This is a genomic window from Kribbella sp. NPDC050281, assembly GCF_040655855.1.
Taxonomy (GTDB): Bacteria; Actinomycetota; Actinomycetes; order Propionibacteriales; family Kribbellaceae; genus Kribbella.
Genome location: NZ_JBFAKS010000040.1, coordinates 60154 through 83013 on the forward strand (window position 1 = coordinate 60154; position 22860 = coordinate 83013).

General features: G+C 68.2%; 20 protein-coding genes. 14 read left to right on the forward strand and 6 right to left on the reverse strand.

The window, feature by feature from the left end; translation table 11 throughout:
* Positions 1-55: 55 nt before the first annotated feature.
* Positions 56-1594 carry an MFS transporter gene (locus AB0I34_RS34050; RefSeq protein ID WP_360453076.1) on the reverse strand — a complete coding sequence of 513 codons (1539 nt, stop codon included), beginning with the start codon at positions 1592-1594 and terminating at the stop codon, positions 56-58.
* 109 nt (positions 1595-1703) lie between these two features.
* On the opposite strand from AB0I34_RS34050, the gene AB0I34_RS34055 reads away from it, so the two are divergent.
* A complete protein-coding gene (locus tag AB0I34_RS34055) occupies positions 1704-2591 on the forward strand; it encodes a LysR substrate-binding domain-containing protein (RefSeq protein ID WP_360453079.1) in 888 nt (295 codons plus the stop codon).
* A gap of 4 nt (positions 2592-2595) precedes the next feature.
* Here the strand turns inward: AB0I34_RS34055 and AB0I34_RS34060 are convergent, their stop codons facing one another.
* Positions 2596-3222, reverse strand: coding sequence for a dihydrofolate reductase family protein (locus AB0I34_RS34060; RefSeq protein WP_360453082.1), 627 nt, complete (start codon positions 3220-3222; stop codon positions 2596-2598).
* A 130-nt stretch (positions 3223-3352) separates the two neighbouring features.
* Between AB0I34_RS34060 and AB0I34_RS34065 the strand changes: the two genes are divergently transcribed.
* On the forward strand, positions 3353-4213 hold the full coding sequence (locus AB0I34_RS34065; RefSeq protein WP_360453085.1) for a LysR family transcriptional regulator: 861 nt from the start codon (positions 3353-3355) through the stop codon (positions 4211-4213).
* Positions 4214-4243: 30 nt separating this feature from the next.
* Here the strand turns inward: AB0I34_RS34065 and AB0I34_RS34070 are convergent, their stop codons facing one another.
* Positions 4244-5056 carry a UbiA family prenyltransferase gene (locus AB0I34_RS34070; RefSeq protein WP_360453088.1) on the reverse strand — a complete coding sequence of 271 codons (813 nt, stop codon included), beginning with the start codon at positions 5054-5056 and terminating at the stop codon, positions 4244-4246.
* An 18-nt stretch (positions 5057-5074) separates the two neighbouring features.
* Here AB0I34_RS34070 and AB0I34_RS34075 point away from each other — a divergent pair, with 18 nt between their 5' ends.
* From AB0I34_RS34075 to AB0I34_RS34085, 3 genes are read left to right on the forward strand one after another with little or no spacing between them, the layout of a single operon-like run.
* Positions 5075-6127, forward strand: coding sequence for a type III polyketide synthase (locus tag AB0I34_RS34075; protein WP_360453091.1), 1053 nt, complete (start codon positions 5075-5077; stop codon positions 6125-6127).
* Positions 6127-6639, forward strand: a complete 513-nt coding sequence (locus AB0I34_RS34080; RefSeq protein ID WP_360453094.1) for an isoprenylcysteine carboxyl methyltransferase family protein — start codon at positions 6127-6129, stop codon at positions 6637-6639. The genes AB0I34_RS34075 and AB0I34_RS34080 overlap by 1 nt, the downstream gene beginning before the upstream one ends.
* Positions 6636-7652 carry an FAD-dependent monooxygenase gene (locus AB0I34_RS34085; RefSeq protein WP_360453097.1) on the forward strand — a complete coding sequence of 339 codons (1017 nt, stop codon included), beginning with the start codon at positions 6636-6638 and terminating at the stop codon, positions 7650-7652. The genes AB0I34_RS34080 and AB0I34_RS34085 overlap by 4 nt, the downstream gene beginning before the upstream one ends.
* Before the next feature lie 242 nt (positions 7653-7894).
* Here AB0I34_RS34085 and AB0I34_RS34090 read toward each other — a convergent pair whose 3' ends face one another.
* Positions 7895-9442 (reverse strand): helix-turn-helix domain-containing protein, encoded by a 1548-nt coding sequence (locus AB0I34_RS34090; protein WP_360453100.1) that lies wholly within the window; start codon positions 9440-9442, stop codon positions 7895-7897.
* A gap of 90 nt (positions 9443-9532) precedes the next feature.
* Here AB0I34_RS34090 and AB0I34_RS34095 point away from each other — a divergent pair, with 90 nt between their 5' ends.
* The 3 genes from AB0I34_RS34095 to AB0I34_RS34105 all read left to right on the forward strand — a co-directional run bounded on the left by AB0I34_RS34095 (position 9533) and on the right by AB0I34_RS34105 (position 12598).
* Entirely contained in the window at positions 9533-10810 is a 1278-nt protein-coding gene (locus AB0I34_RS34095; RefSeq protein ID WP_360453103.1) for an FAD-dependent oxidoreductase, read from the forward strand.
* Positions 10811-11062: 252 nt separating this feature from the next.
* Positions 11063-11464, forward strand: a complete 402-nt coding sequence (locus AB0I34_RS34100; RefSeq protein ID WP_360453106.1) for a VOC family protein — start codon at positions 11063-11065, stop codon at positions 11462-11464.
* A gap of 465 nt (positions 11465-11929) precedes the next feature.
* Positions 11930-12598, forward strand: a complete 669-nt coding sequence (locus AB0I34_RS34105; RefSeq protein WP_360453108.1) for a hypothetical protein — start codon at positions 11930-11932, stop codon at positions 12596-12598.
* 31 nt (positions 12599-12629) lie between these two features.
* Here AB0I34_RS34105 and trxA read toward each other — a convergent pair whose 3' ends face one another.
* The gene (gene trxA, locus AB0I34_RS34110; protein WP_360453111.1) at positions 12630-13019 is read right to left on the reverse strand and encodes a thioredoxin; all 390 of its coding nucleotides are present in this window, start codon (positions 13017-13019) and stop codon (positions 12630-12632) included.
* Positions 13020-13171: 152 nt separating this feature from the next.
* Complete coding sequence (locus tag AB0I34_RS34115; RefSeq protein WP_360453113.1) at positions 13172-14047, reverse strand: aldo/keto reductase; 876 nt, start codon at positions 14045-14047, stop codon at positions 13172-13174.
* Between the two features lie 769 nt (positions 14048-14816).
* On the opposite strand from AB0I34_RS34115, the gene AB0I34_RS34120 reads away from it, so the two are divergent.
* From AB0I34_RS34120 to AB0I34_RS34145, 6 genes are all read left to right on the forward strand, one after another.
* Positions 14817-15716 (forward strand): conjugal transfer protein, encoded by a 900-nt coding sequence (locus AB0I34_RS34120; protein ID WP_360453116.1) that lies wholly within the window; start codon positions 14817-14819, stop codon positions 15714-15716.
* 49 nt (positions 15717-15765) lie between these two features.
* A complete protein-coding gene (locus AB0I34_RS34125) occupies positions 15766-16053 on the forward strand; it encodes a hypothetical protein (RefSeq protein ID WP_131350394.1) in 288 nt (95 codons plus the stop codon).
* Positions 16054-16617, forward strand: a complete 564-nt coding sequence (locus tag AB0I34_RS34130; RefSeq protein WP_360453121.1) for a hypothetical protein — start codon at positions 16054-16056, stop codon at positions 16615-16617.
* Entirely contained in the window at positions 16614-19913 is a 3300-nt protein-coding gene (locus AB0I34_RS34135; protein WP_360453124.1) for an ATP-binding protein, read from the forward strand. Before AB0I34_RS34130 ends, AB0I34_RS34135 begins: the two co-directional genes overlap by 4 nt.
* A gap of 266 nt (positions 19914-20179) precedes the next feature.
* A complete protein-coding gene (locus tag AB0I34_RS34140; RefSeq protein ID WP_360453126.1) occupies positions 20180-21913 on the forward strand; it encodes a hypothetical protein in 1734 nt (577 codons plus the stop codon).
* Between the two features lie 156 nt (positions 21914-22069).
* Entirely contained in the window at positions 22070-22855 is a 786-nt protein-coding gene (locus AB0I34_RS34145) for a hypothetical protein (RefSeq protein ID WP_360453129.1), read from the forward strand.
* Positions 22856-22860: the final 5 nt, after the last annotated feature.

Sequence of the window (22860 nt, forward strand, 5' to 3'; positions counted from 1 at the left end):
TTACCACGATCCGGGACAGGGCCGGGAGGCAGCTTCCCGGCCCTGCCCCGGATGACTAGTGGTGCTGCGGACGGCGGCGTGGACGCAGTGGCCGGCTGTGCGGATCGGTGCGTCCGTGCTCGCGCCGGCTGAAGACGAACGGGCGCGACGGACGCTCCGCCGCCGGGTGAACCGTCGGCCGGGACAGCTGGATCGGCGCCTGCTCGAGATTGACGCGGATCGGGCGCTGGTGCCAGGGCGAGCGGGTCCGGACCACGACCAGGCGGAACCCTCCGTCGCGGCGCAGCCGGAGACCGATCGCGATGGTCGCGATGGCCGGCACCAGACCGGCCAGCAGCAGGCCGTTGCGGGCGCCCCAGTGTTGGGCGATGAAGCCGACCGTGGGTCCGCCGATCGCGCCGCCCCCGATGAACACCAGGTTGTAGATCCCGGACACGCGCCCGCGCAGGCCGTCCGGCGTGGTCAGTTGGACCATCGACTGGGCCGCCGTGAGGAACATCAGCGTCGCCATGCCCATCGCCGACAGCAGCGGGATGAAGGTCCACAGCGAGGGCTGGATCGAGGCGACCATCTCGGTGATGGCCAGGATCGACGCGATGCCGACCAGGTTCCGCAGTCGGGGAGTCCGGATCCGTCGGGCGGACAGCAACGCTCCGCTCAGGGCTCCCACGGCCACCACCGAGTTGAGTACGCCGTACCCGGTCGCGCCGGTATGGAAGACCCGGTCCGCGAAGGCGGTCAGCGTGACCGGCAGGCTGATCGTGAACATGCCGTAGATGCCGACCAGGGCGATCGCCCACCGGACCGCCGGCTCGTGGAAGGCGTACCTGACGCCATCGCGCAAGCCGTCCCGCATCCGCAGACCCGCGCTGGCCCGCCGGGCCGCGACCAAGCCTGGCATCTCGGACTCCCGCATCCGGAGCAGCGCGGAGATCGAACCGAAGAACGTCACCGCGTTGAGCGCGAAGGACCAGCCGGTGCCGAGGGTGCCGAGCAGGATGCCGCCGAGTGCCGGCCCGATCAGGCTGCCCAGCTGGAACGTCGACGACACCATGCTGATCGCGTTGCGGACCCGGTCTTTGCCGACGAGTTCGGTGACGAACGACTGCCTGGTCGGATTGTCGACCGCGGTGGCCAGACCGAGGATGAAGGCCATCATGTAGACCTGCCAGACGTGCACCTGGCCGGTGAACGCCAACACGGCCAGAGTGCCGGCCAGGCTCCCCATCGTGGCCTGGGTGACGAGCAGGATCTTCCGCTTCGGGAAGCGGTCGGCGATCACGCCGCCGTACAGGCCGAACAGGAGGGTGGGCAGGAACTGCAGCGCGGTGGTGATACCGACCGCGGTGGCGCTGCCGGTCAGCGTGAGGACCAGCCAGTCCTGGGCGATGCGCTGGATCCAGCCGCCGGTCGAGCTGACCAGCAGTCCGCTGACCAGGAGGCGGAAGTTGCGGACCTGCAGAGCGCTGAAGGTGTCCCGGAATCCGGGCCGGCGCTGCGTGGCCGGGATCTCGCCGGAGGCGGGCTTCGAGGTGGTGCGGTGGGTGTGGAAGTCGGGGACGGAAGGGACAGTACCGGTGGCCCGGGTGGTCAAGAGTGTTCCTAAGCGACGTGGACTGGTCAGGGGAGGACATGTCTATCCTCAGGGTTCGGTACTGGATTTCGACAGCGAATTACTCCTATTAGTCTTATAGCGTCACGTAATGGGAGGGATGTCGATGTACGACCCGGACCAGCTCCGCACGTTCCTGGCGGTGGCGCAGTCGCTCAGCTTCACCCAGGCCGCGGAGAGGCTGGGTATCCGGCAGCCGACGGTGAGTCAACATGTCCGCAAACTCGAGGCGGCGGTTGGGCGACCATTGTTCCTCCGCGACACGCGGACAGTCACTCTGACCGCGGACGGCGAGGCGATGGCCGGGTTCGCCCGGACGATCCTGGCCGCCCATGAGGAGGCGGCCGGGTACTTCACCGGCTCGGAGTTGCGCGGCCGGCTGCGGTTCGGGGTCACCGACGACCTGGCGCTGACCCCGCTGCCGAAGATCCTGCGTGACTTCCGCCAGCTCTACCCACGGATCGACCTCGAGCTGACCGTGGCCCAGAGCCCCAATCTGCTCCGCCGGGTCGAGTCCGGCCACCTCGACCTGGCGTACGTCAAGCACGGCGTCGGCGGTGGCTACGAGCCGAACGGACGCCTGGTACGCCGGGATCCGCTGGTCTGGGCCGGGATCGCGGGGACGCGGATCGCACCGGACGGCCCGGTGCCACTCGTCGCGTACCAGGCGCCCAGCCTGAGCCGTTCTCTCGGTGTACAGACGCTCGAACAGGCGGGCCGGACCTGCCGGATCACCTGCATCGTCCGCGGCGTGAACGGCGTCCTCGCGGCTGTCCGGGCCGGGCTGGGGCTCGCGATCTTCGCACGGTCGCTGATGCCGGCGGACCTGGTCGAGCCGCCGCCGAGCGCCGGGCTGCCGGAGTTGCCGTCGATCGACCTCGTCCTGATCACCAACCCGCGCGCTTCCAAGAAACCGGCCGAGGCACTCACGGCCGCGATCCTTGGAAGCAACGCACCGCTGAAGCCGGACGCCGCCTAGCGCCTCAGGCGCGGTTGAACGTCAGGTGCGTGACTCCGCTGGGCGAGGAGGTGGTCTCGATCTTGTAGTCCTTCTCGACGCCCTCCAGTCCGTCCCAGAGGCGTACGCCCCGGCCGAGCAGGACCGGCACCACCACGACGTGCATGTGGTCGATGAGCCGGGCAGCAAGGAAATCGCGGATCACGGTAGGCCCCCCGCCGATGCGTACGTCCTGGTCGCCGGCAGCCTTGCGGGCAGTCTCGAGCGCCTCGGCGGGTGAGGAGTCGAGGAAGTGGAACGTCGTACCGCCCTCCATCTCGATCGACGGGCGGGTGTGATGGGTGAGGACGAAGACCGGCGTGTGGAACGGCGGGTTGGGACCCCAGGCGCCCTTCCACTCCGGGTCCTCGTGCCATCCGGGGTGGCCCCACTTCCCGGCGCCCATGATCTCCGCGCCGATGCCCGGGTCGTGCCGCTGGACGAAGGCGTCGTCAACGCCTGCGCTACCGCCCGCCTCCCACCACTGGGTGGCGAACATCCATTGGTGCAGCCTGTCCCCGGCGTGACCGAAGTGCGCGTCGGGGCCTTGGTCCGCTCCGGTTCCGAAGCCGTCGAGTGAGATGGAGAAGTTGTGGACGCGGGCGAGTGACATGGCGGGTGGGTCCTTTCCGTCTCTCGGTCGAGCTTGGCCGGATCAGCTCGGTCTGTGCATCGATCATCGCGGTCCCACGTCATGACGTCGAATGCCAATATTGCGAGCTTTTCATAGATAAACTTGATCTATGCTCAACGTCACCCACCTCAAGGTGCTGGAGGCGGTCGCCCGTCACGGATCGGTGACCGGAGCCGCGAACGAACTGCACTACTCCCAGCCGTCGGTCAGCCACCACCTGGGCCGGCTGGAAGCCGCCACCGGAGCCAAGCTCATCCAGCGCGTGGGCCGCGGGATCCGGCTCACCCCCGAAGGGGAACTGCTGGCCCAACGGGCGACAGAGATCCTGGGGCGACTGGACGCCGCGTCTGTCGAGCTGGAGGCGCGCGTGGGACTTCGGGCCGGACGGGTCCGACTGGCCGGATTCCAGACGGTCCTCAGCACGCTGGTGCCGAGGGCAGCCACCGAACTGTCCCGAACCCACCCGGGCATCGAGTTGAATCTCGTCGACGCCCACCCGGCCGATGGGCTCGAGATGCTGCGGGCCGGGCATGTCGACGTCGCCTTGATCTTCCGGCACACCGGCACTCCGTTCGAGGAGGAAGGATTCCGGCTCACCCACCTGCTGGACGACCCCCTCTACCTCGTCAGTGATCAACCCGATCAGCGTCTCGAGGACCACCGTGACTCCGCCTGGGTCGGCGGATGCGAGCACTGCCGAGCCGCCACGATGACGGCTTGCGAAGGCGCCGGCTTCTCGCCACGCATCGCCTTCTCCTGCGACGACACCGTCGTCTCCCAGGCCGTGGTGGCCGCCGGAATGGGAGTTGCCATCCTCAACGGACTCGCACTGGAGGCACACCAGGCTCCGGGCATCCACGCCACACCGATCGCCGGCTTCGCCCGCTCGATCTACGCCGCGACGTACGGCGACCCGCCAGACCCGCCCGCCACGACCGCCCTGATCGAGATCCTGTCCTCGCTGCCCTAGTGCCCTGCGTCGGAGATCCCACGCAGGGCACTAGGTGAGGGCGTCGCCGCGGATGACCAGCGTGATGACGCTGACCGCGGCGACTGCGATCGTGACCAGGAACGGCGCGTTCCGCCACAACAGGATCACAGCCAGCAGTCCCGCGACCACGACCAGCGCGATCCACCCGACCACGCCGACCGGACCGGCGGGCGCGATCACGAGCAGCCCGGTCGCCAACGCGAGCGGCAGGGGCGCGAGCAGTCGCGCGTAGCGCCCGAGTCGTTGCGGCCAGCCCCTGACTCCGGTCGCCAGGTCGTCAGCCATGTCGGGTACGACGTTTGCCAAATGGGCACCGACGCCGAGAAGCGCGGTCGCGACAGTTGCCCACCAGGGCGCCCAGGTGCCCGCCGTGCCGAGCGTCACGAACGACGGCAGTGCGCCGAAGGCGACGGCGTACGGGAGCCAGGAGATCACGGTGGACTTGAGACCGAGGTTGTACGCCCAGGCGCAGGCGACGAAGAGCAGATGCATCAGGCCGGCCGCGACCCCGTTGGCCAGCGACACCGGGATCGTGACGACCAGCGCGATGCCGGCGGCCACCTCGAGGGTCCGGCGACTCACCAGTCCGCGCACCACAGGCTTGTCCTGGCGGTTAACAATGGTGTCGCGGGCGGCATCAATCGCGTCATTGCTCCAGCCGATCGAGAGGTGGCCGGTGAGGATCGTTGCGGCGACGAGGAGACATCCGGCCGGATTCCGCCCGGCCGACCAGGCGGTGGCGGTGACGAACGCGGTGACGGCGATGGTCGGACCGGGATGGCAGGCAAGCGCCAGACCTCGCACCGTCCGCAGAACGCTCACGCACGTAACGATGCCACGATGACGCGGATCGCAGCCGTCCGGCCCGCGTTGCCGCCGTACCGCTATCCGCAGGCGGAGCTGACCGACGCCTTCGCCTCGATCTGCCTCCCGGACGGCCGGGGTACGGCGTTGCTGCGGCGACTGCACGCGAATGCGGGAGTGTCGTTCCGGCATCTCGCCTTGCCGCTGGAGCAGTACGCCGTACTGAAGGACTTCGGCGAGGCGAACGACGCGTGGATCGCGGCGGCCGTGGATCTTGGCGCGGAGGCGGTCGCGGGGGCAGTGAAGGACGCCGGGCTGTCGTTGGACGACGTGGACGTGCTGATGTTCACGACCGTGACCGGTGTGGCTGCGCCGTCGATCGATGCACGGGTCGCGTTGCGGCTGGGGCTGCGGGAGGACGTGAAACGGCTGCCGCTGTTCGGGCTCGGGTGTGTGGGTGGGGCGGCCGGGATCGCCCGTTTGCATGACTATTTGAAGGCTTGGCCCACGCACGTCGCCGTACTGCTGTCAGTGGAGTTGTGTTCGCTGACGTTGCAGCGGGAGGACGCCTCGCTGCCGAACCTCGTCGGTGGGGCGCTGTTCGGGGACGGCGCGGCGGCTGTGGTGTTGACCGGGTCGGAGCATCCAGCGGCGTCCGGGCCGTCCGTGGTGGCGACGCGGAGCAGGTTGTATCCGGACTCCGAGCGAGTGATGGGCTGGGACGTCGGGGCCGGTGGGTTCCGGATCGTGCTCGGCGCGGACGTGCCTGAGGTCGTCCGGCAGTACCTCGGTGACGATGTGCGCGGCTTCCTCGGGGACCGCGGGCTGACGGTGCCGGACGTCGGGACGTGGGTCAGCCATCCGGGTGGGCCGAAGGTGCTGGAGGCGGTGTCCGAGACGCTCGACCTGCGGCCAGGCGCTCTGGACCTGACCTGGAAATCGCTCGATGCGGTCGGCAACTTGTCGTCATCATCGGTGCTGCACGTGCTCGGTGACACGCTGCGGCTGGATCCTTCTCCACAAGGCCCTGGGTTGTTGCTCGCGATGGGGCCGGGGTTCTGTTCCGAGCTCGTCCTGCTGGAGTGGTGATGTACACCTTCTACGTCGTCTTCGTGTTGCTGGTCGCCGCCGAGCGGTTGGTGGAGCTGGTGGTGTCGGTGCGGAACGCGCGCTGGAGCTTCGCACAGGGCGGAGTGGAGTACGGGCGCGCGCACTATCCGTACATGGTCGCGCTGCACACGGCGCTGCTCGGTGGGTGCCTGGCCGAGGGGGCGCACCGGCCGTTCATCCCGTGGCTGGGGTGGACGATGGTCGCGGTGGTGCTGTTGTCGCAAGGGCTGCGGTGGTGGTGCATCACGGTGCTCGGTCATCAGTGGAACACCCGGGTGATCGTCGTACCAGGGCTGCATTTGGTTGCCCGCGGCCCGTATCGGTGGATCCGGCACCCGAACTACGTGGCGGTGGTTGCCGAGGGCATCGCGCTGCCGCTGGTCCACACGGCCTGGCTGACGGCGGTGGTCTTCACGGTGCTGAACATCCCGCTGCTCGCGATCCGGATCCGGTCCGAAGAGGCCGCCCTGAACTCCGCCTTGATCAAGTGATCGATCTCCTCGTCGCCGGTTGCGGTCCCGCCGGGGCGGCGACGGCGATCCGTGCCGCGCTGGCCGGTCTGTCCGTGGTTGTCGTCGAGCCACGTGCCGTACCGATCGACAAGGCGTGCGGGGAGGGGATCGCCCACAGTGCTGCTTCGTATCTGTCCCGCCTCGGAGTCGAGCTGGACGGCCGACCGTTCTACGGCATTCGGTATCTCGACGGACAGCATCAGGTCGACGCCCGCTTCCACGCCGGCCCCGGGCTCGGAGTACGCCGTACGACGCTGCATGAGGCTCTCATGAAGCGAGTCGCCGACCTGGGCATTCCCGTGGTCCAGACTCGCGTCGGCACCATCACCCAGAACACCACCTCGATCACCGCCGCCGGCCACACCGCCCGCTACCTGGCGGCCGCTGACGGCCTCCACTCACCCATCCGCCGCCAACTGGACCTCGGTTCGACCTCCGTGGGAGATGTTCGCCGCGGACTGCGCCGGCACTTTCACGTCTCACCGTGGACTGATCTGGTGGAGGTGTACTGGTCGCGTCTGGGGGAGGCCTACGTGACACCGGTCGCGGGTGACTTGGTCGGCGTCGCGGTCCTCACCTCCGCCCGCGGCACGTTCGACTCTCACCTCAGCGCCTTCCCTGCCCTCCAACGACGGCTGACGGGTGCCTGCCCCGCAAACGACGTCATGGGTGCCGGCCCGCTCCGCCAAAGAGTCCGCAGCCGCGTCGCCGGTCGCGTCCTGCTCGTGGGCGACGCAGCCGGGTACGTCGACGCGCTCACCGGCGAGGGAATCGCGGTCGCCCTGCGCACCTCGGCGGAACTGGTGGACTGTGTTCTCAAGGACCGGCCCGAAGACTACGAAGCGGCCTGGCGCCGGGTCTCCTGGGAGTGCCGCCTGCTCACCGGCTCGTTGCTCTGGGCCCGGAACAGATCGTTGCTCGCTCCCCGCATCGTTCCCGCCGCGGCGCTGCTTCCCGGGGTCTACGCGCACATCGTGAACCGGTTGTCCTAGGCAAGGTGAACCGGTTGTCCTAGGCAAGATGTGTGGCCCGGCGATCGCTCAGACAACCGCCGGGCCCCACGATGGCCCGAGCTTCCTGGTGAAAAGCTCGGACCCGGCCTTTCCAGCCGCCTGGTGAACGGCTGGACCGGCTGCTGAGTACGACTCAACCAGCCGGATGTTGCCCAACCATTGCCAGAATATGAAGCCTTGTTACACAGGGATGTGGCGAACCTCTCAGTGCTTTCGGGAACTCAGTGCTCGGTCCGCACGGCCGCGATCTGCAGCTGCAGTGCCAGCCGTTCGCGCGGATCCGAGAGATCCAGCTCCGCGATCTCGCCGATCCGCTTCATCCGGTGCCGCAAGGTGTTCGTGTGCAGGTGCAGCTGCCGCGCCGCGCGCTGCGGCTGACCCGGGTACTCGAGCCAGGCCTGCAACGTCTCCACGAATCCGGTGCTGTGCTCGATGTCGTGCCGCAGCAATGTGGCGAGCGGTCCGTCAAGCTTGGTCGTGTCCAGCGAGGTGACGGCTCGGTGAACAGTCAGCACATGCCACGCCTCTTCCACCCGCAACGCCGGTCCGGGCGCGAGTCCCCGTCGTACCAGGCCGAGCAGCTCGACCGCCTCGGCCCGTGAGCTCGGAAGGTCGGCCGGACCACGGGCTGGGCCGCCCGCTGCGGCGACGGTGCCGGGTGTGGCCTTCGCCTGATCGGTCACCAGCTTGCTCAGCCAGGTCCACGACCCCGGTCCGTCGTTGTCCGTGACGACGGCGAGCACTGTGCCGTCCAGGTCGGCCAGCTGCGGCTCGCTCCAGCCGTACCGACGACCGGTCGACTCCCACAGGTCGAGCTGCTGCGGTACGTCGTACCCGTCGGGCGACCCGAGTGCGACAACCCGCCAGGGCTGCGGTGGCAGCCGTACGTCGACCGGATTGTCGGGGGAGAACTGCCGGAGGATGGTCCGCAGCCTGTCGATGGCACTCCGTCGCGCGACATCCGCCTGAGCGCGCAGTCGCAGCAGATGCAGGGCCAGCACCGAGGCAGCGTTGCTCAGCTCGGTGGTGACCTCCTCACTCACCGGACCGTCCACCACAGCCCAGATCGACCCCAGCCACTCGCCACCGGCCCGCACGGGCACGACGAGACGCGGGCGGATGCCGTTCGGTCCGTCGGGCACCAGGAACGGTTCGCTGGAGCGCGCCAGCCGGCGGAAGATGCCTCGTGCCCGGAAGTGGGCGATCACCTCGGCCGGGACACGGCGACCGACGATGGTGGAGACCCGGGTGGGGTCGGTGAAGTCCTGCCCGGAGGAGTACGCCAGCACGCGCGACTGGTTGTCCTCGATGGTGACAGGCGCGTCCACGATCGCCGCAGCGGCGTCTGCCAGTGCGAACAGCTCCTGATGTACTCCGGCGTCCCCAGCGGCGGGGGAGTCGGGCGCAGCAGCTCTGTCGATCACACCGCGGAGCAGCCACACCACGTGCGCCCAGGTCACGCTCGGCTGCAGTGCGACGAGCGTGAGCTGCCAGCGTTCGGCAGCCGCGACCAAGGTGGGTTCGTGGGCGAGCGTCGTACGCACGACGACGCCAGAGGCGTTGCCGGCCGCGCACCGCTCGACCAGTTCGACGGCGTCCTCCGCGTCGCGCAGGCCGAGGCCCAGCACCAAGTCACCGGGCTGACCAGTCGCCGGCTCCTGCGGATCGGCCAGGAAGACATCCCGGACCTCTCCGTCCCCCTTGCCGGTCACCACCACCTCGAACAGGGCTGGGCCGACGGCGACGATGAGGTCAGGCGCGGTGATCATGAGGTTATTGTGCTCTGCGCACAGTCATTTGTCCCGTCTGTGGTGTGATCGCACCATGACATCGGATGGTTGACGACGCACCATCGATACATGGTCGCTGCTGGTTCTGCTGCTGGTGTCATTCACACCGTTCCCGATCGCGTCGCTATCGTCGGGGCGGGCATGGTCGGACTCGCCACCGCCTGGTTCCTCCAGGAGGCCGGCGTCGAGGTCACCGTGCTCGATCGCGAGGGCGTCGCCGCGGGTGCGTCCTGGGGCAACGCCGGCTGGCTCACGCCCGGCCTGGCCACGCCGTTGCCGGAGCCGGCCGTCCTCAAGTACGGCGTCCGCGCGGTGCTGAGCCCCTCCTCACCGGTCTACGTACCGCCGACGGCGAGCCCTCGGCTCCTCAATTTCCTCACCCGCTTCGCTCGCAACAGCACCGCCGGACGCTGGAAGACCGCGATGGAGTCGCTGGTCCCGATCAACCGGCAGGCCCTGAACGCCTTCGACCTGCTCGGCAAGGCCGGCGTCGAGGCGGAGACGTACGAGGCCAAGTCGTTCCTGGCCGCGTACCGGACCGAGGCCGAGCGCAGCGTGCTGCTCGAGGAGATCGAGCAGATCCACGCCGCCGGTCAGGGCATCGAGTTCGAGGCGATCACCGGTGACGACGCCCGCGAGATCGAGCCGTCGCTGTCCGACGAGATCGGTGCCGCGATCCGGCTGCACGGGCAGCGCTTCATCAACCCGGGCGAGTACGTCCAACTCCTGGCCGACTCGGTCACCGCGCGCGGTGGCCAGATCATCAGCGGCGTCGTGGTGAAGGACATCGTGGACGAGATCCGCGGCGTACGGCTCATCACCGGCGACGGTGAGACCGACCCGTTCGACGCCGTGGTGATGGCGACCGGCGCGTGGCTGAACGACCTGGCCCGGGACTTCGGCGTACGCACCGTCGTGCAGGCGGGGCGTGGCTACAGCTTCAGCGTGCCGATCGCCCACGTGCCGGCCGGTCCGATGTACTTCCCGGCGCAGCGCATCGCCTGTACGCCGCTGGGCGACCGGCTGCGCGTGGCCGGGATGATGGAGTTCCGCAGGCCGGAGGCGAAGCTCGACCCGCGCAGGATCGACGCCATCGTCGAGGCGGCCCGTCCGTTGCTGCGCGACGCCGACCTGGACGCCCGCACCTTCGAGTGGGTCGGCCCGCGCCCCTGCACGCCGGACGGCCTGCCGCTGATCGGTGCGACCGCGTCACCGCGCGTCTTCGCCGCCGGCGGACACGGCATGTGGGGCATCACGCTCGGCCCGATCACCGGTCAGCTGCTGGCCGAGACCATCACCACCGGCCGCACCCCGGACGAACTGCGTCCCTTCAACCCGCTCCGCTGAGGATCGACGTCGCGAGAGGGCGATCGCCGGTTCTCGGCATCGCCCACCCCGGCTGACCGACACCTCGGGCGCCAGGTGACCCTCCCGGACGGCAGACCACCCCGTCCACGAGCTCTACTGCCGGTCACCTCCGCCGCCCCGGTCAGCCCCAAGAGCGGGCCCTGGCTGAGATCCCCTGCCCAGGGCCCGCTCTTCGTTTTCTGTCGGTCCTAGGTGTCAGAGTGTTCTCCTCGACGACGAGGAGGGCCTCTCATGGTGCTGCGGTGGTACACGGTGGTGGTCGATTGTCACGACGTACGCAAGCAGGCCGCCTGGTGGGCGGAGGCGCTCGCGTGGAAGACGATCTACGACACCGAGACCGAGTGCGTGAACATCCCCGGCTGGGTGGACGAGGACGCCATGCGCAACACCCCGTGGGAGCGGATCGGGCCGGGCATGGTGTTCGTCCCCGTGCCGGAGGGCAAGACGGTGAAGAATCGCCTGCACCTCGACCTCGCACCTCACACCACCCAGGATCGCGATGCCGAGATCGCCCGCCTGGAAGCCCTTGGCGCCAGTCGCGTCAACGTCGGCCAGCCCGACGAGCCCAGCTGGACGGTCCTCGCCGATCCCGAAGGCAACGAGTTCTGCGTCCTCAGCTCCCGCGACTCCTGAGCCCCGCGGCCTCGGCCAGCTTGTGCGCCCAGCACCAGGCCACCGCCGCGAGCGCACCGAGAGCAAGCGACAAGCCACGCATGGCTGGATTCTCGCGGCCGAGCGAACCCCTCGACCGGCCGTTGCAGCAACCTGACGCCAGGTAGTTGCCGAACGGCCGCCCGCGGAGCACGATCGGCTGAACGCCCGACGAGGTGAGAGGCAGCCCGGATGTCTGACGATCGCCCTGCAAGTCCGGACCGCGGTTCGACGAGCGGTTCGTGGCCGTACACCCAGGAGCCTGTCCCACCCGGAGGCGGCAGCGACCTCCACACGTTCGAACTCAACCAACCCACCACCCCACAGCCCACCAATCCTCAGCGTGCAGCGCCGAACCCGGGGCCCGGCCCGAGGGGTGGTGCAGATCCCCGGCGGCAGTCGTTCACGCAGTCTTCGACCGACTCGACCCTGAGGCGACTGGGGGTCGTGGCCCGGATCCTCTGGCTGTCGGCGGGTGGCGCGTTGTGCGCCGCCGCGATCGTCGGACTCTTCGTCGGCGTAGGTGAAGTCGAGTTGCTGATCGTGCTCGCGGGTGGGGTCGTGCTCGCGATCATGCCGGCGGTCGTGGACCGCATCCGCTCGATGAAGGCGGGGCACTTCGAGATCCAGCTGATCGAGCAGATCGCCGACAACGCGCGCAAGAGTGCGGAGATGCTGCGACGACTCGGCATGGAGCACGAGCTCGACGCCTACGCCACGATCTACACCGAGATGCGTGGCGCTGAACTGACCGAGGTCCGGGGCGCGATGCTCGACCGGATCGTGCAGCGGGTGTCGAACGCGTCCGCGGTCGAGAAATTCGACCGGGGCGAGGTGAAGGACATGTTCACGCTGGGCTCGCCGATCGTCCGCGTGCTGGCCCTCGGACTCATGGAGGGCGATCTGTCACTGATCGACAGCGAGGTACTGGTCGAGGCCCTCAAACGACCGCTGACCGGGAACGAGCACTACCACGCGCTGAAGCTGGTCCTGGGCGGTTGGGGCCATTTCTCGGCCGCCGAGCGCGCAAAGCTGAAGGACGCGATCGACTCCAACCAGCAGATCCAGTACGGGCCGGGACGGCGCGAGCTGGCAGAAAGAATCCGGAAGCTCTGAGCGAGCTCCCGGATTCTTTGAACTGTTTGAATCAGTGCGTGTGCGGTTCCGCGCCGTGCTCCGCCTCGTGGGCGGCGATCTGGGCCCGGACCTCCTCCATGTCGACCGCACGCAGCTGGCCGATCAGGTCTTCCAGGTTGGCGGCCGGAAGCGCGCCGGGCTGGGAGTACAGGACGACGCCGTCGCGCACCGCCATCAGGGTCGGGATCGACCTGATGTCGAACGCTTGAGCCAGCTCGACCTGCGCTTCCGTGTCGACCTTGCCGAACGTGATGTCCGCGTGCTGCTCGGACGACTTCTCGAACACGGGACCGAACATCTTGCACGGGCCACACCACTCTGCCCAGAAATCAACCAGGATCAGGCCGTCGCTACCGACCACCTCGTTGAAGTTGTCCTGGGTCAGCTCGACCGTTGCCACTACGACCTCCGAAATTAGACGACTACGGATCCTTCAACACCGCCCCGCCTCGCAGTGTTCCCGGGCAGTACGGCATACCAGGTGAGTGACCTCGTACGCCGTACGGATTGCCCGCTATGCGGATGCCGGACTGTGACCTGGGACACGCCGAATCAGATCGGAATGTCCACGAAGGGTGACGCGTAGTCCTTGACCTCGTCCAGGATCGACGCGGCGGCCTCCGGTGTGAGGTCGGCGCGCTCCCGCTCGGCGACGACCATCTGCTGCAGCAGCCGGGTCTCGCCGGCCGTGGCCAGGCCGGTGATCTCCGGGTGACCGTTCAGCAGCCAGGCGGTCGCGGCCGTGATGTAGCGCTGCTCGTCGAAAGGCCGGTACCAGGTGTCGTACGACTTCTCCTCGCCCTCACGCCAGTTGCGCCGGGCAATCATCTTGATCGTCATCAGCGCCGCGTCGGAGGCCTTGATCGCCTCCACCAGCGCCGCATAGTCGGCGGCGTACTGCGGGTCCGTCGAGAGGCGATAGTTGAGCGGTGTGAGAACGCTGTCGAAGTCGAACCGGCGCAGGCCCTCGGTGTGCACCGACGGCGCCTGGGCGGTGTGGCCGGTGATGCCGATGGCCCGGACCATACCCTCGTCCTTGGCGCGGATCGCCGCCTCCAGCGAGCCACCCTTGCCGGTGACGAGGTCGAGGTTCTCCAGATCGCAGACGGCGTGCATCTGGATCAGATCGACATGGTCGGTCTGGAGCCGCTCCAGCGACCGGTTGATCTCGCTCCAGGCCTCCTCGAAGGTGCGGCGGCCGGTCTTGGTGGCGAGGAAGATGCGGTCGCGGATCTCCGGCATCCGCGGGCCGAGCCGCAGCTCGGCGTCGCCGTAGTCCGCGGCGACGTCGAAGTGGTTGAGGCCGGCGTCCAGGGCCTCCTGGATCGAGGCGTCGGCCCGATCCTGGTCGACCCCGCCGAGCGAGGCCGCGCCGTAGATCAGCACCGAGCTCTCGTGCCCGAGTCTGCCCAGTCGGCGTGTTTCCATCCTGGTCCTCCAGGGGTAGCAGGGATACATCGGACCCTATGCCCGGAGTATGCCGTTTTGACCCCTCGCCACGGGAGAGTTTTCCACAGGCTGGACCCACTGATCAGTTACTATCTGTGATCACTTGTCCTGTTCTTTACCATGTTGTTCGCACGGATTTTCGAACCTGTCCGCGGCGTGTGGCATGGTGTGCGCTGCCCGATCGACCCGAACGGGCATGAGAGAGGAGCTATGACGACGGTGCCGAAGGTGTCACTCTTGCCCGATGAGTGTGACACTGCCCGCGAGTTGGGTAACAGTATGACTGCGGGGAGCGATGGAGCATCCGGATCCTGGTCTCAGGCCTCCCGGACGACAGTCGCTTGCCGTATTCTCCCGGCTACTGTCCGCGTAACTGCTGTCTGAGGGGCGGGTAGCGATGAGTTGGTGGCGAACGTTGCTGAATCTGCCGCCAAGAGGTGAGCATTGGTCGGACCAGCGGCGTACGAAGAAGCCGGGCAAGGGACGGCCGCAGAACACCGCACCGGAGTGGTGGGACCACCCGGATGGTCCGGTGTCACCCACCCCTCGCCAGGCACAGGGCGTAGCGGCGCAGTACTCGACTCCGCAGCAGGCTCCGCCGCCTGCCGGCGGTGTGATGGCACCACCGCGTCGTCCCTCATCTCGTCCGTCTGAGCCTTCGCAACCGGGACAGCGCCCACCCGAACGTTTGAAACAGCGATCGTCTCATGGTGCGCATCCCGCACCGGTCCCGGTCCCGGGCCGTGAGGTGTACGAGCCCGGCCAGGCGCCATGGTCGACCGAGTCCGAGTCGTCGTTCTCCACGTGGGCCCGCCGGTTCTTCCGCGGCCTGGTGGTCGTCGTACTGCTGCTGGCTGCCATCAGTGGCGTTCGTTCGTGGATCAGTCCGAACCGGGCGCCCGAGACGGTGGTCAGCGGGCAGAGCAACTTCCCGTCCGACGAGGCCCGCGCGGTCGCGACTCGCTACGCCGTGTCATACCTGAACTGGGACGAGGATGAACCGGATGCCCGGCCGGCCCAGATCGGGCTTGACCTGGCCGCCGGTCTGGACAGCCGCGCCGGCTGGAACGGCCGCGGCAAGCAGACCGCGGACCGTGCCTACCCGGGAGAGGTCACCGTCGACTCCGGTGGCGTTACCGCTGTGGTCGACGTACGAGTGGAAGTTCGTCCGTATGTGAAGAAGGGGAAGGTGTGGACCGCGGGGGCGGCCACGTGGGAGCGGCTGTCCGTTCCGGTTGCCCGGACCGCATCGCGAGTGGTGGCCAGTGGGCCGCCGACGTTCGTGCCGGATGTGCGCGTGCCGCTGCCGGACAACATGCCCGAGGCCAGCGCTCCGGACGACGACCTGACCGCGGCCACGCTGAAGGATGCCGAGGCCTTCTTCGGTGCGTACGCGGAGTCGGACAACAAGGTGTCGGCAGTGACCGCGCCAGGCTCCACCATCCGCAGCCTGAACGGCGCGGTGAAGTTCGGTGAGCTGAAGGATTGGCAGGTCTATACCGGCAACGACGACGAGCGGCGGGCGACCGCGGCCGTCACCTGGGACGGGGAGGGTGACACCACCCTCGACCAGACGTACACGCTCACGTTGAGGCGTACTGTCGCCACGGACGGAGCACAACGATGGCAAGTGGCTGCCGTCGGATGAATCCAGCGACAGGCCATCGGATCACCAAGGCAACAAGGGAGACACCGCAATGACGACTCACGAACTGGCCGCGAGCGTGGTGCAGCTCGCCGCGCCCCTGGCCGATCCCAATGTCCCCACGGGTGCGGACTTCAAGGACTGGGTGCTGGTCATCGCGGGGAACATCTTCATCGCCATCCTCGTGCTGCGGGCCATCGGGCACTACTTCAAGCGCGAGTGGGGCGAGCTGTTCGGGCACATTGCGGCCGGGGTCCTGGTCGGCGGGCTGATCTACGCCAACAACCAGACCATCAATGTGCTGAAGGGGTTTTGGGGATTGCTGTCCGGAGGTAGCTGAATGCGCGTCGGCCGTACCCTGACCCACCACTTCGAGATCGAGACCCGGCAGTACGACCTGCTCGGAATCGACCTGGGAGAAGGCGCCCGGCGACGGATGATCATCTTCGGAGCGGTCATCATCGTGCTCTGGGTGGCATTGCTCATCCCGTTCATCGGGGTGCCGCAGAAGGGCACTGTGAGTCTGTACGTCGTTCCGCCGTTCGTGATCACCGCGTTCGGCTGGCGCCCCGGTAAGTTCCACGAACGCCGCCGCCGCGTGACCGAGTGGGCGCTGGCCGTCCGCTACGCGTTGCGCGCCCACCGCCCGATCATCGGTCTCGGCGCCCGGGCCGCCGACAAGACGGAGTACTTGCCATGGCGTGAGCGCATCGCGACCCAGAAGGTGGCCAACCTGGCGAAGGCCAGAGTGACGCCGGAGTGGGACCGCGAGGTCGTGGTGGAGCTGGACCCGATGGTCCGCGCGGGTGCGGACATCACTGTGAACCAGCGTGCCCGATTGCTCGGGGCGGACCACGTGCAACGGGTCAGTCGCAGGAACTCGTCAGGGAAGGGCCAACGATGAAGATCGCTGACAAACTCCTGAACCTGGTCGGCGTCGGCCGCGAGCGTGGTCTACCGCCGCCTCGCCTGGTGGCCATCGCCGACGGCCTGCTGGTGACCGAGCGCAGTGCGGAGGCGTGGTTCCTGATCTCGGTGGCGAACACCGACCTGGCCACCGAAGCAGAGCAGGACGCCGCCTTGGACGCTGCGGTCAGCGCCGCCGCAACCATCCTGGGTGACCGGCTCAGCCACCTCAAGGTGGTCTGGGGCCGCTCCACGGGCCAGGACTACATCGACTCCATGGCCGGCCACTACCGGCTCGGCGACCACGAGGCCTGGGCGCAGACGCGCGCCGACCGCATCGACGAGATGCGGATGCCCGAGCGGTACGTCGCTCTCGGCGTCCACCTCAGCGACCGCGACCCGCGGGCGACCGCGCAGGTGCGCGGTTCGATCAGCGACGCCCTCGGGACGACGTCCTGGCGGGTCAGCGCCCGTGAGCTCGCGCACCTGGACGAGCGGGTCCGCAAGCTCGCCCGGCAGCTCGGCTCCACCGTCTGGCGGGCGCACACCGCGCCGGCCGAGGTGATCTCCTGGCTGGTCAGCCGTGAGATGCACCGCGGAGCCGTCGCCGCGCCCCGCCGCGGCCTGATCACCGGTGCCGCGCTGGCCCGGCTCACCTCGGGTCGAGTGGTGCCGTACACCGATCACCTGCGCATCTACGACACCCGCGGCCAGATCGCGGCGTACACGACTGTGCTGGCGATGACGGACTTCCCCGAGGAGCTCGAGACGCCAGGTGCGGGGGAGTGGCTGCGCACGCTGTCCGAGATCAAGGCGATCGACGACGACGGTGACGAGATCGACGTCACCGTCGAGGCGTCCGTCCGGTTCCGGGTGCTGACCAAGAAGACCGCGCGGAGCCTGGTCGACGAGACGCGCAAGAGCGCCAAGGAACAGCGCCGGTCCGCCGCGAAGGGCACTGCGGAGGAGACCGCGGACGAGATCGTCGAGACCGAACGCATCATGCGCGAGGTGAAGCGAGACATCAACCGCAGTGGCCTGACGCTGGTCGAGGACCACCCTCGTCTGCTGGTCAGCGCGGACACCCGCGAGGATCTCGAGGCGTACGTCGACGCCGTCATCGCGCACTACGCCGACCGCGGTATCACCGTGGCGCCGGGCGCGGACGAGCAGCGCGACCTGTGGCTGGAATCCCTGCCAGGCGACCAGTTGCGGGTCCCCGACCTCGGACATGTGCGTGAATCGACCGCCTTCTTCGGCTCCTGGTTCTGGGGCGGTGCGTCGATCGGTGACGCCACTGGTCCTGCCATCGGCTATCTGACCGGGTCGACGCCCGGTCTGGTGCGTTTCGACGCGGCCGCGGGTTCTGCTCTCGGTGACGCGACGACGACGCTGTTCCTGGGCCGGTCCGGTCGAGGCAAGACCACCGCCGCCATGATGGGTGGTCTCGACTCCGCCTTCGCCGGTGCCTGGGTGCCACTGCTCGACCTGAAGGGCGACGCGGCCGGCGTGTCCGCAGTCGCCGCGGAGTACGGCGTACCGACTGCTGTCATCGAGATCACGGCACAGTTCTCCGGTGCTGCGGACCTGCTGCGCGTGCTGCCCGTCGACGACGCGTTGCTACAGGCGCCCTCTCAGCTGATGCTGTTGCTGCCACCGCATCTGCGCGGTGCGGCTGAGGCTCCGGTCGTTGCCGCGACCCGCGCGGAGATCCAGTCGCCCGATCCCTCGTCATGGGGTGTCATCCAGCGCCTGTGCAACTCCGACTCGGAGACGACCCGGACCGTTGGCTTTGCGTTGCGTGACTTGGTGGAGACCGGCCTTGGTTCGGTCGTCGCCGGTCCGCCGTCCGGCCTGTCCTCGCTGACGACGAACCCTGGTCTCTGGGTCGTTCAGATGCCCGGCCTCACGCTGCCCTCACCCGAGTCGGCACCAGAGTCCTGGTCGCCGATCGAACGTGTCGGTATGGCGTGTCTGCGCGGTTGCCTCGCGTGGATGGTCCGGACGACCGGCCGTCGCGAGTTCCGTGGCCGCTCCAAGGTCGTCATCGTGCCTGAGGTCCACCTGCTGACGAAGACCCCTGACGGCGCGTCCTTCCTGGACTACATCGCCCGTGTCGGCCGTGCGCTCGGCGCGTCCCTGGTGCTGGACACCCAGGACCCCGCGTCGATCCTGAAGCTCCCGGGTCTGGTCGAGCAGATCACCACGCTGTTCGCCTTCAGTCTGCGTTCCCGCGAGCAGGTCGACTCGCTGCTCGAGCTACTCGGTCGCCCGCAGACACCGCCGTACCAGACGCTCGTCCGCGGCATCAACACCGCCGCCAACGGCAAGAGCATCCGCCACGGCCACTGCATCATGCGCGACCGCTGGGACGAGGTCGCCACCGTCCAGATCGACATCCCCAGCGAACGCGTGGCCGCCCTGCTCCGCACCACCCCCGAGTCCGAACACGACGTCCAGCCGGCTCAGCCCGTCATCGCGGCGTACGAGCCCGAAGACCCGTTCGCCGAAGACGAACAAGAAACCTTCGAACCAGCCGCCACCGCGACAGCCCAAGCCGACGCCCACACCCAACTCGCCGACGAGCCGCCGCCCACCCCCACCGAGCCGCGCCCGGCCCAGGAGCCGACCCCGGCCTACTCTCCCAACGGCTCACCGAACCCGCCCTACGCACTCGCGGCCCACACCCAGAACGGCTCATCCCACCCTGCAAAGCCCCCCGGGCACGCCCAAGACGCCTCAGCCTCAGCCAACCCCGGATACGCCCAAAACGGCTCAGCCGACCCCGCGTACGCACCAAACGGCTCGTCTGGCTCTGACTACGCACCAAACGGCTCAGCCGACTCCGCGTACGCACCAAACGGCTCGGCTGGCCCTGAGTACGCACCAAACGGCTCAGCCGAGCCTGAGTACGCACCAAACGGCTCGGCCCATCCGGCCCCCGCAGCAGAGGCACCACCTGCCCCCGCGTCGGCAGCAACCGAGCCCAACCAGTCAGCCCCGGCCTCAGCCGGCCACTCCCCGATGGCGCCAGCCGAGCCCCAAACCACCTCGGCCGACCCATCCACCGCCCCTCAGCCAGTAGCCCAGCAAAACGGCCACCCGCCTACCTCCAACGGCCACGACCACCACCACCCCACTCGCTACGAATCCCCCATCGGCCCCGATGAGGTCTACGACCAAGAGGCAGACGAAGCCGCCTACAACGAGGCCATGTACCAACCCGCCCCCAACGGCACCTCCGACAACGACCCCCAGCGATCCCCCTCCGGCAACAAGGAGCACGTCGCATGAGATGGCAGCGCCGAGCCCGCACGGCGCTAACCGTCCTCGCCATCTCCCTGATCGTCACCAGCCAGGTCGCGCTGGCAGCTGATCCCCAGCCGGGCCCCACCAACCCCGCAGGATTCGGTGACCTGCTCCCGACGCCTGACCTGACGCACGGCGACACGAGGACGCTGTTCGAGCAGTACGGTCCGATGACGTACGGACTGGACTTCGAGACCAGCATCCGCGACCCTCTGCAGGCGGTCTTCAACGGCTACGCCTACATGGTGATGATGTACATCATCGCCATCACCCGTGCGGCGATCTCGGTCGGCTGGTGGCTGTTCTCGTTCACCGATGTCAAGCCGCTGACCGACGCCACCGCGACGACGATCGGGGCCTCGAGCAATCAACTCGTCGGTTGGTTGCTTCCTTCGGCGCTCGCCTTCGGTGCCGTGGCGGCTTATACGCAACGCAGGGCGAGCGGCAGCGCGATGGGCCAGCTGGTCTGGGTGCTGGTCGCCGGCGTGCTGAGCGTCAGTTTCGCGGTGGCGCCGGCGATGTGGCTGCGCGGAATCGACGGAGCCCGCCAACTGGGCGCGGCAACCATCATGACGACCTCTGCCGACGCGATGGGGCCGACGATGCAGAGCCCGATACCTTGGCCCGAGCCCGGCTTCACCGGGACTCCGAAAGACACCCTGCTGAGAAAGTCCGCAGACGCCACCTGGCGCGGTTTTGCCGTGACGCCGTGGTGCATTGCGGAATTCGGGTCGGTGGAGGCCTGCGGCCGGTACGGGAAAGGCATGCTCGACGCGGGCACGGATGGGGACGCGCGCTCGAAGTACATCGATTCCGTCATCAAGCCGGCCGAAGGCGGCGATGACGCCGCGACGGTGAAATGGGTCAAGGGCGAGAACCCGTTCGGGCGAATTTCGGTGGTCATGCTCGCCGCGATTGCGGCGACGTTGTTCGCATTCCTGACCATCTCGTTGGCCTTCACGGCTTTGATGGCGTTCATCGGGTGTTTGCTGTTGCTGGTCGTCGGGGTCTTCTTCGCGTGCCTGTGGATCATTCCCGGCAAGCCCAGGCAATGGGGCTTGAACTGGTTCGAGGCCCTGATAGGTCTGGTGATCCAGTCGTTCCTCGCGATGCTGGTGTTCGGGACGACCTTGACCTTGGTCACCGTGATCTTCAGCCTGACCGGTGTGCTCGGGTGGCTGCCGGTCACCGGACTGGCCATTGCGGTCTTGATCGCCGCATTCAGGTTGCGCCGACTTCTCGACAACCTCACGTCGCTGATGCGGCCGGGATCCGGGAGCATCCTCCTCGGCGGTCTCGCCCGTAAGGGCGCCCTCGGGGCGTTCAGACGACTGACGGGTGCGGTGGGCGGCCGTGGGGCGGCCCCGGCCATGACAGAGCGGCGAGAGCGCAGCGGAGGCACCGGCGCGACCGGCCCGCAGACAGTTTCCTCGGTGCGCGTCTACCGGCAGGCGCCCGCCTTGAACGCTCTACCGCGTGGAGGCGCGAGCAGCTCGCCGTACGAGTTGACTCCAGGTTCTGACCGGCGGCGGACCGACGCAGCAGCAGGTCCGGCCGGACCTGCTGGTGGACAGGGCACGGCCGGTGCCGGCGGGCGACTTGCTGCCGCGGCACACCCGACAGGAAGCACCTCTGCACTCAATCTCGCCCGCTCTCGCGGTCAGGGCAAGGATGTCGACAAGCGCCGCACCATCACGGTGACCGCCGCGGGAGTCGCGGCCACGGGCAGTTCATCGACCAGCCGCGCCTCGAGGCGCGCCGCATCGGATGCGCCGAAGGGGCGGCATTCTCGGCAGACAGCGATGCCTGCGAACGAGCTCAGGCATCAGCAGCCGCGTGTCCACACGCATTCTGCGAGTCTGCGGGAGGGACCACCCAAGGGACAGCGATCGCGGCGCAAGCCACCGACCTCTCAACAGCGGAGATTCCGGGAGTACTCCACTGTCACGAAGGACGGCGTGACAATGCACGTGCCGCGCAGGTGATGCTTGATGGCTCGGAGATCACGATCGCCTCACGCCCGCCGCGAAGGTAGCGGCCGGTCACGTCACAACGCCCCGGACCCAAGTCCGCCGGAGGACATTGACGGCGGGCACCCGTCAGATCGGCGGCCGGATGCGCCCGACGGCTGGCGCTCGCTGATGAGCACGGATTACGACTATCCGGAGGAGATGGACGAGCTCAGCGGTCGCGAGCGTCGTCGTGCGAAGAAGAGCTGGCGGCGCGACGATCATGCGCAGCGTATGGCGTGGCTGCGCAGCCAACGACAGGCCGAGCCAACCAGCCCGGCGGTCATCGTCGTCCTGGTCGTCATCCTGGCCATCGTGATTCTCGGTCTGGGCGGTGGTCTGCCGCGCCTCTTCGGCGACAAGGACACGGACGGAGGATCTCCGGTTGGGCTGCTGACACCGGGAAGCACGGTCGTCCTGCCGACGGCTCCGTCCAACAATCAGTCGAGCCAAGCTGCTCCGACCGCGACGACATCGGCCCTGACGACCCCGCCACCTGAGACCCGGCGCCCATCTGCGAATGCGACAGCGTTGGCCACTGGTGTAGTTGGCGCCTGGGCTCGGGTGTTCTACACCCGCGACCCGAGCACCGAGGACTATGCCGCGCTGGTCGGCAAGGCCTCGAAGTACATGACCGAGGAAGTGGCCGCGAGCTTCACGTCGGCGGGCGATCCCACCTACGACGCCCTGAAGGCAGACGGTGGAAAGTCGACGGTCGTCTCTGCTCCGGTGAGTGCGCCGGCCGCCAACGCGGAGGCGCCCGTCGACACACCGGATCGCATCACGCGCTTCGTGAAGGTCACGATCAATGTCACGGGCAAGCATGCTCAGCGCATCGACGTACCCCTGCTTGTCATGCTCGCGAACCAGAACGGCCAGTGGGTCATCAGTGACGTGTCTGGCGGTACGGGGCCATGACGGTG

Bases quoted from the DNA above. Each gene is read 5' to 3' on its own strand.
- AB0I34_RS34130 (WP_360453121.1), top strand. From the start codon at position 16,054: ATGCGCGTCGGCCGTACCCTGACCCACCACTTCGAGATCGAGACCCGG.
- AB0I34_RS34115 (WP_360453113.1), bottom strand. From the start codon at position 14,047: ATGGAAACACGCCGACTGGGCAGACTCGGGCACGAGAGCTCGGTGCTG.
- AB0I34_RS34065 (WP_360453085.1), top strand. From the start codon at position 3,353: ATGCTCAACGTCACCCACCTCAAGGTGCTGGAGGCGGTCGCCCGTCAC.
- AB0I34_RS34060 (WP_360453082.1), bottom strand. From the start codon at position 3,222: ATGTCACTCGCCCGCGTCCACAACTTCTCCATCTCACTCGACGGCTTC.
- AB0I34_RS34125 (WP_131350394.1), top strand. From the start codon at position 15,766: ATGACGACTCACGAACTGGCCGCGAGCGTGGTGCAGCTCGCCGCGCCC.
- AB0I34_RS34095 (WP_360453103.1), top strand. From the start codon at position 9,533: ATGGTCGCTGCTGGTTCTGCTGCTGGTGTCATTCACACCGTTCCCGAT.
- AB0I34_RS34080 (WP_360453094.1), top strand. From the start codon at position 6,127: ATGTACACCTTCTACGTCGTCTTCGTGTTGCTGGTCGCCGCCGAGCGG.
- AB0I34_RS34090 (WP_360453100.1), bottom strand. From the start codon at position 9,442: ATGATCACCGCGCCTGACCTCATCGTCGCCGTCGGCCCAGCCCTGTTC.
- AB0I34_RS34100 (WP_360453106.1), top strand. From the start codon at position 11,063: ATGGTGCTGCGGTGGTACACGGTGGTGGTCGATTGTCACGACGTACGC.
- AB0I34_RS34140 (WP_360453126.1), top strand. From the start codon at position 20,180: ATGTACATCATCGCCATCACCCGTGCGGCGATCTCGGTCGGCTGGTGG.
- AB0I34_RS34055 (WP_360453079.1), top strand. From the start codon at position 1,704: ATGGGAGGGATGTCGATGTACGACCCGGACCAGCTCCGCACGTTCCTG.
- AB0I34_RS34135 (WP_360453124.1), top strand. From the start codon at position 16,614: ATGAAGATCGCTGACAAACTCCTGAACCTGGTCGGCGTCGGCCGCGAG.
- AB0I34_RS34075 (WP_360453091.1), top strand. From the start codon at position 5,075: ATGACGCGGATCGCAGCCGTCCGGCCCGCGTTGCCGCCGTACCGCTAT.
- AB0I34_RS34145 (WP_360453129.1), top strand. From the start codon at position 22,070: ATGAGCACGGATTACGACTATCCGGAGGAGATGGACGAGCTCAGCGGT.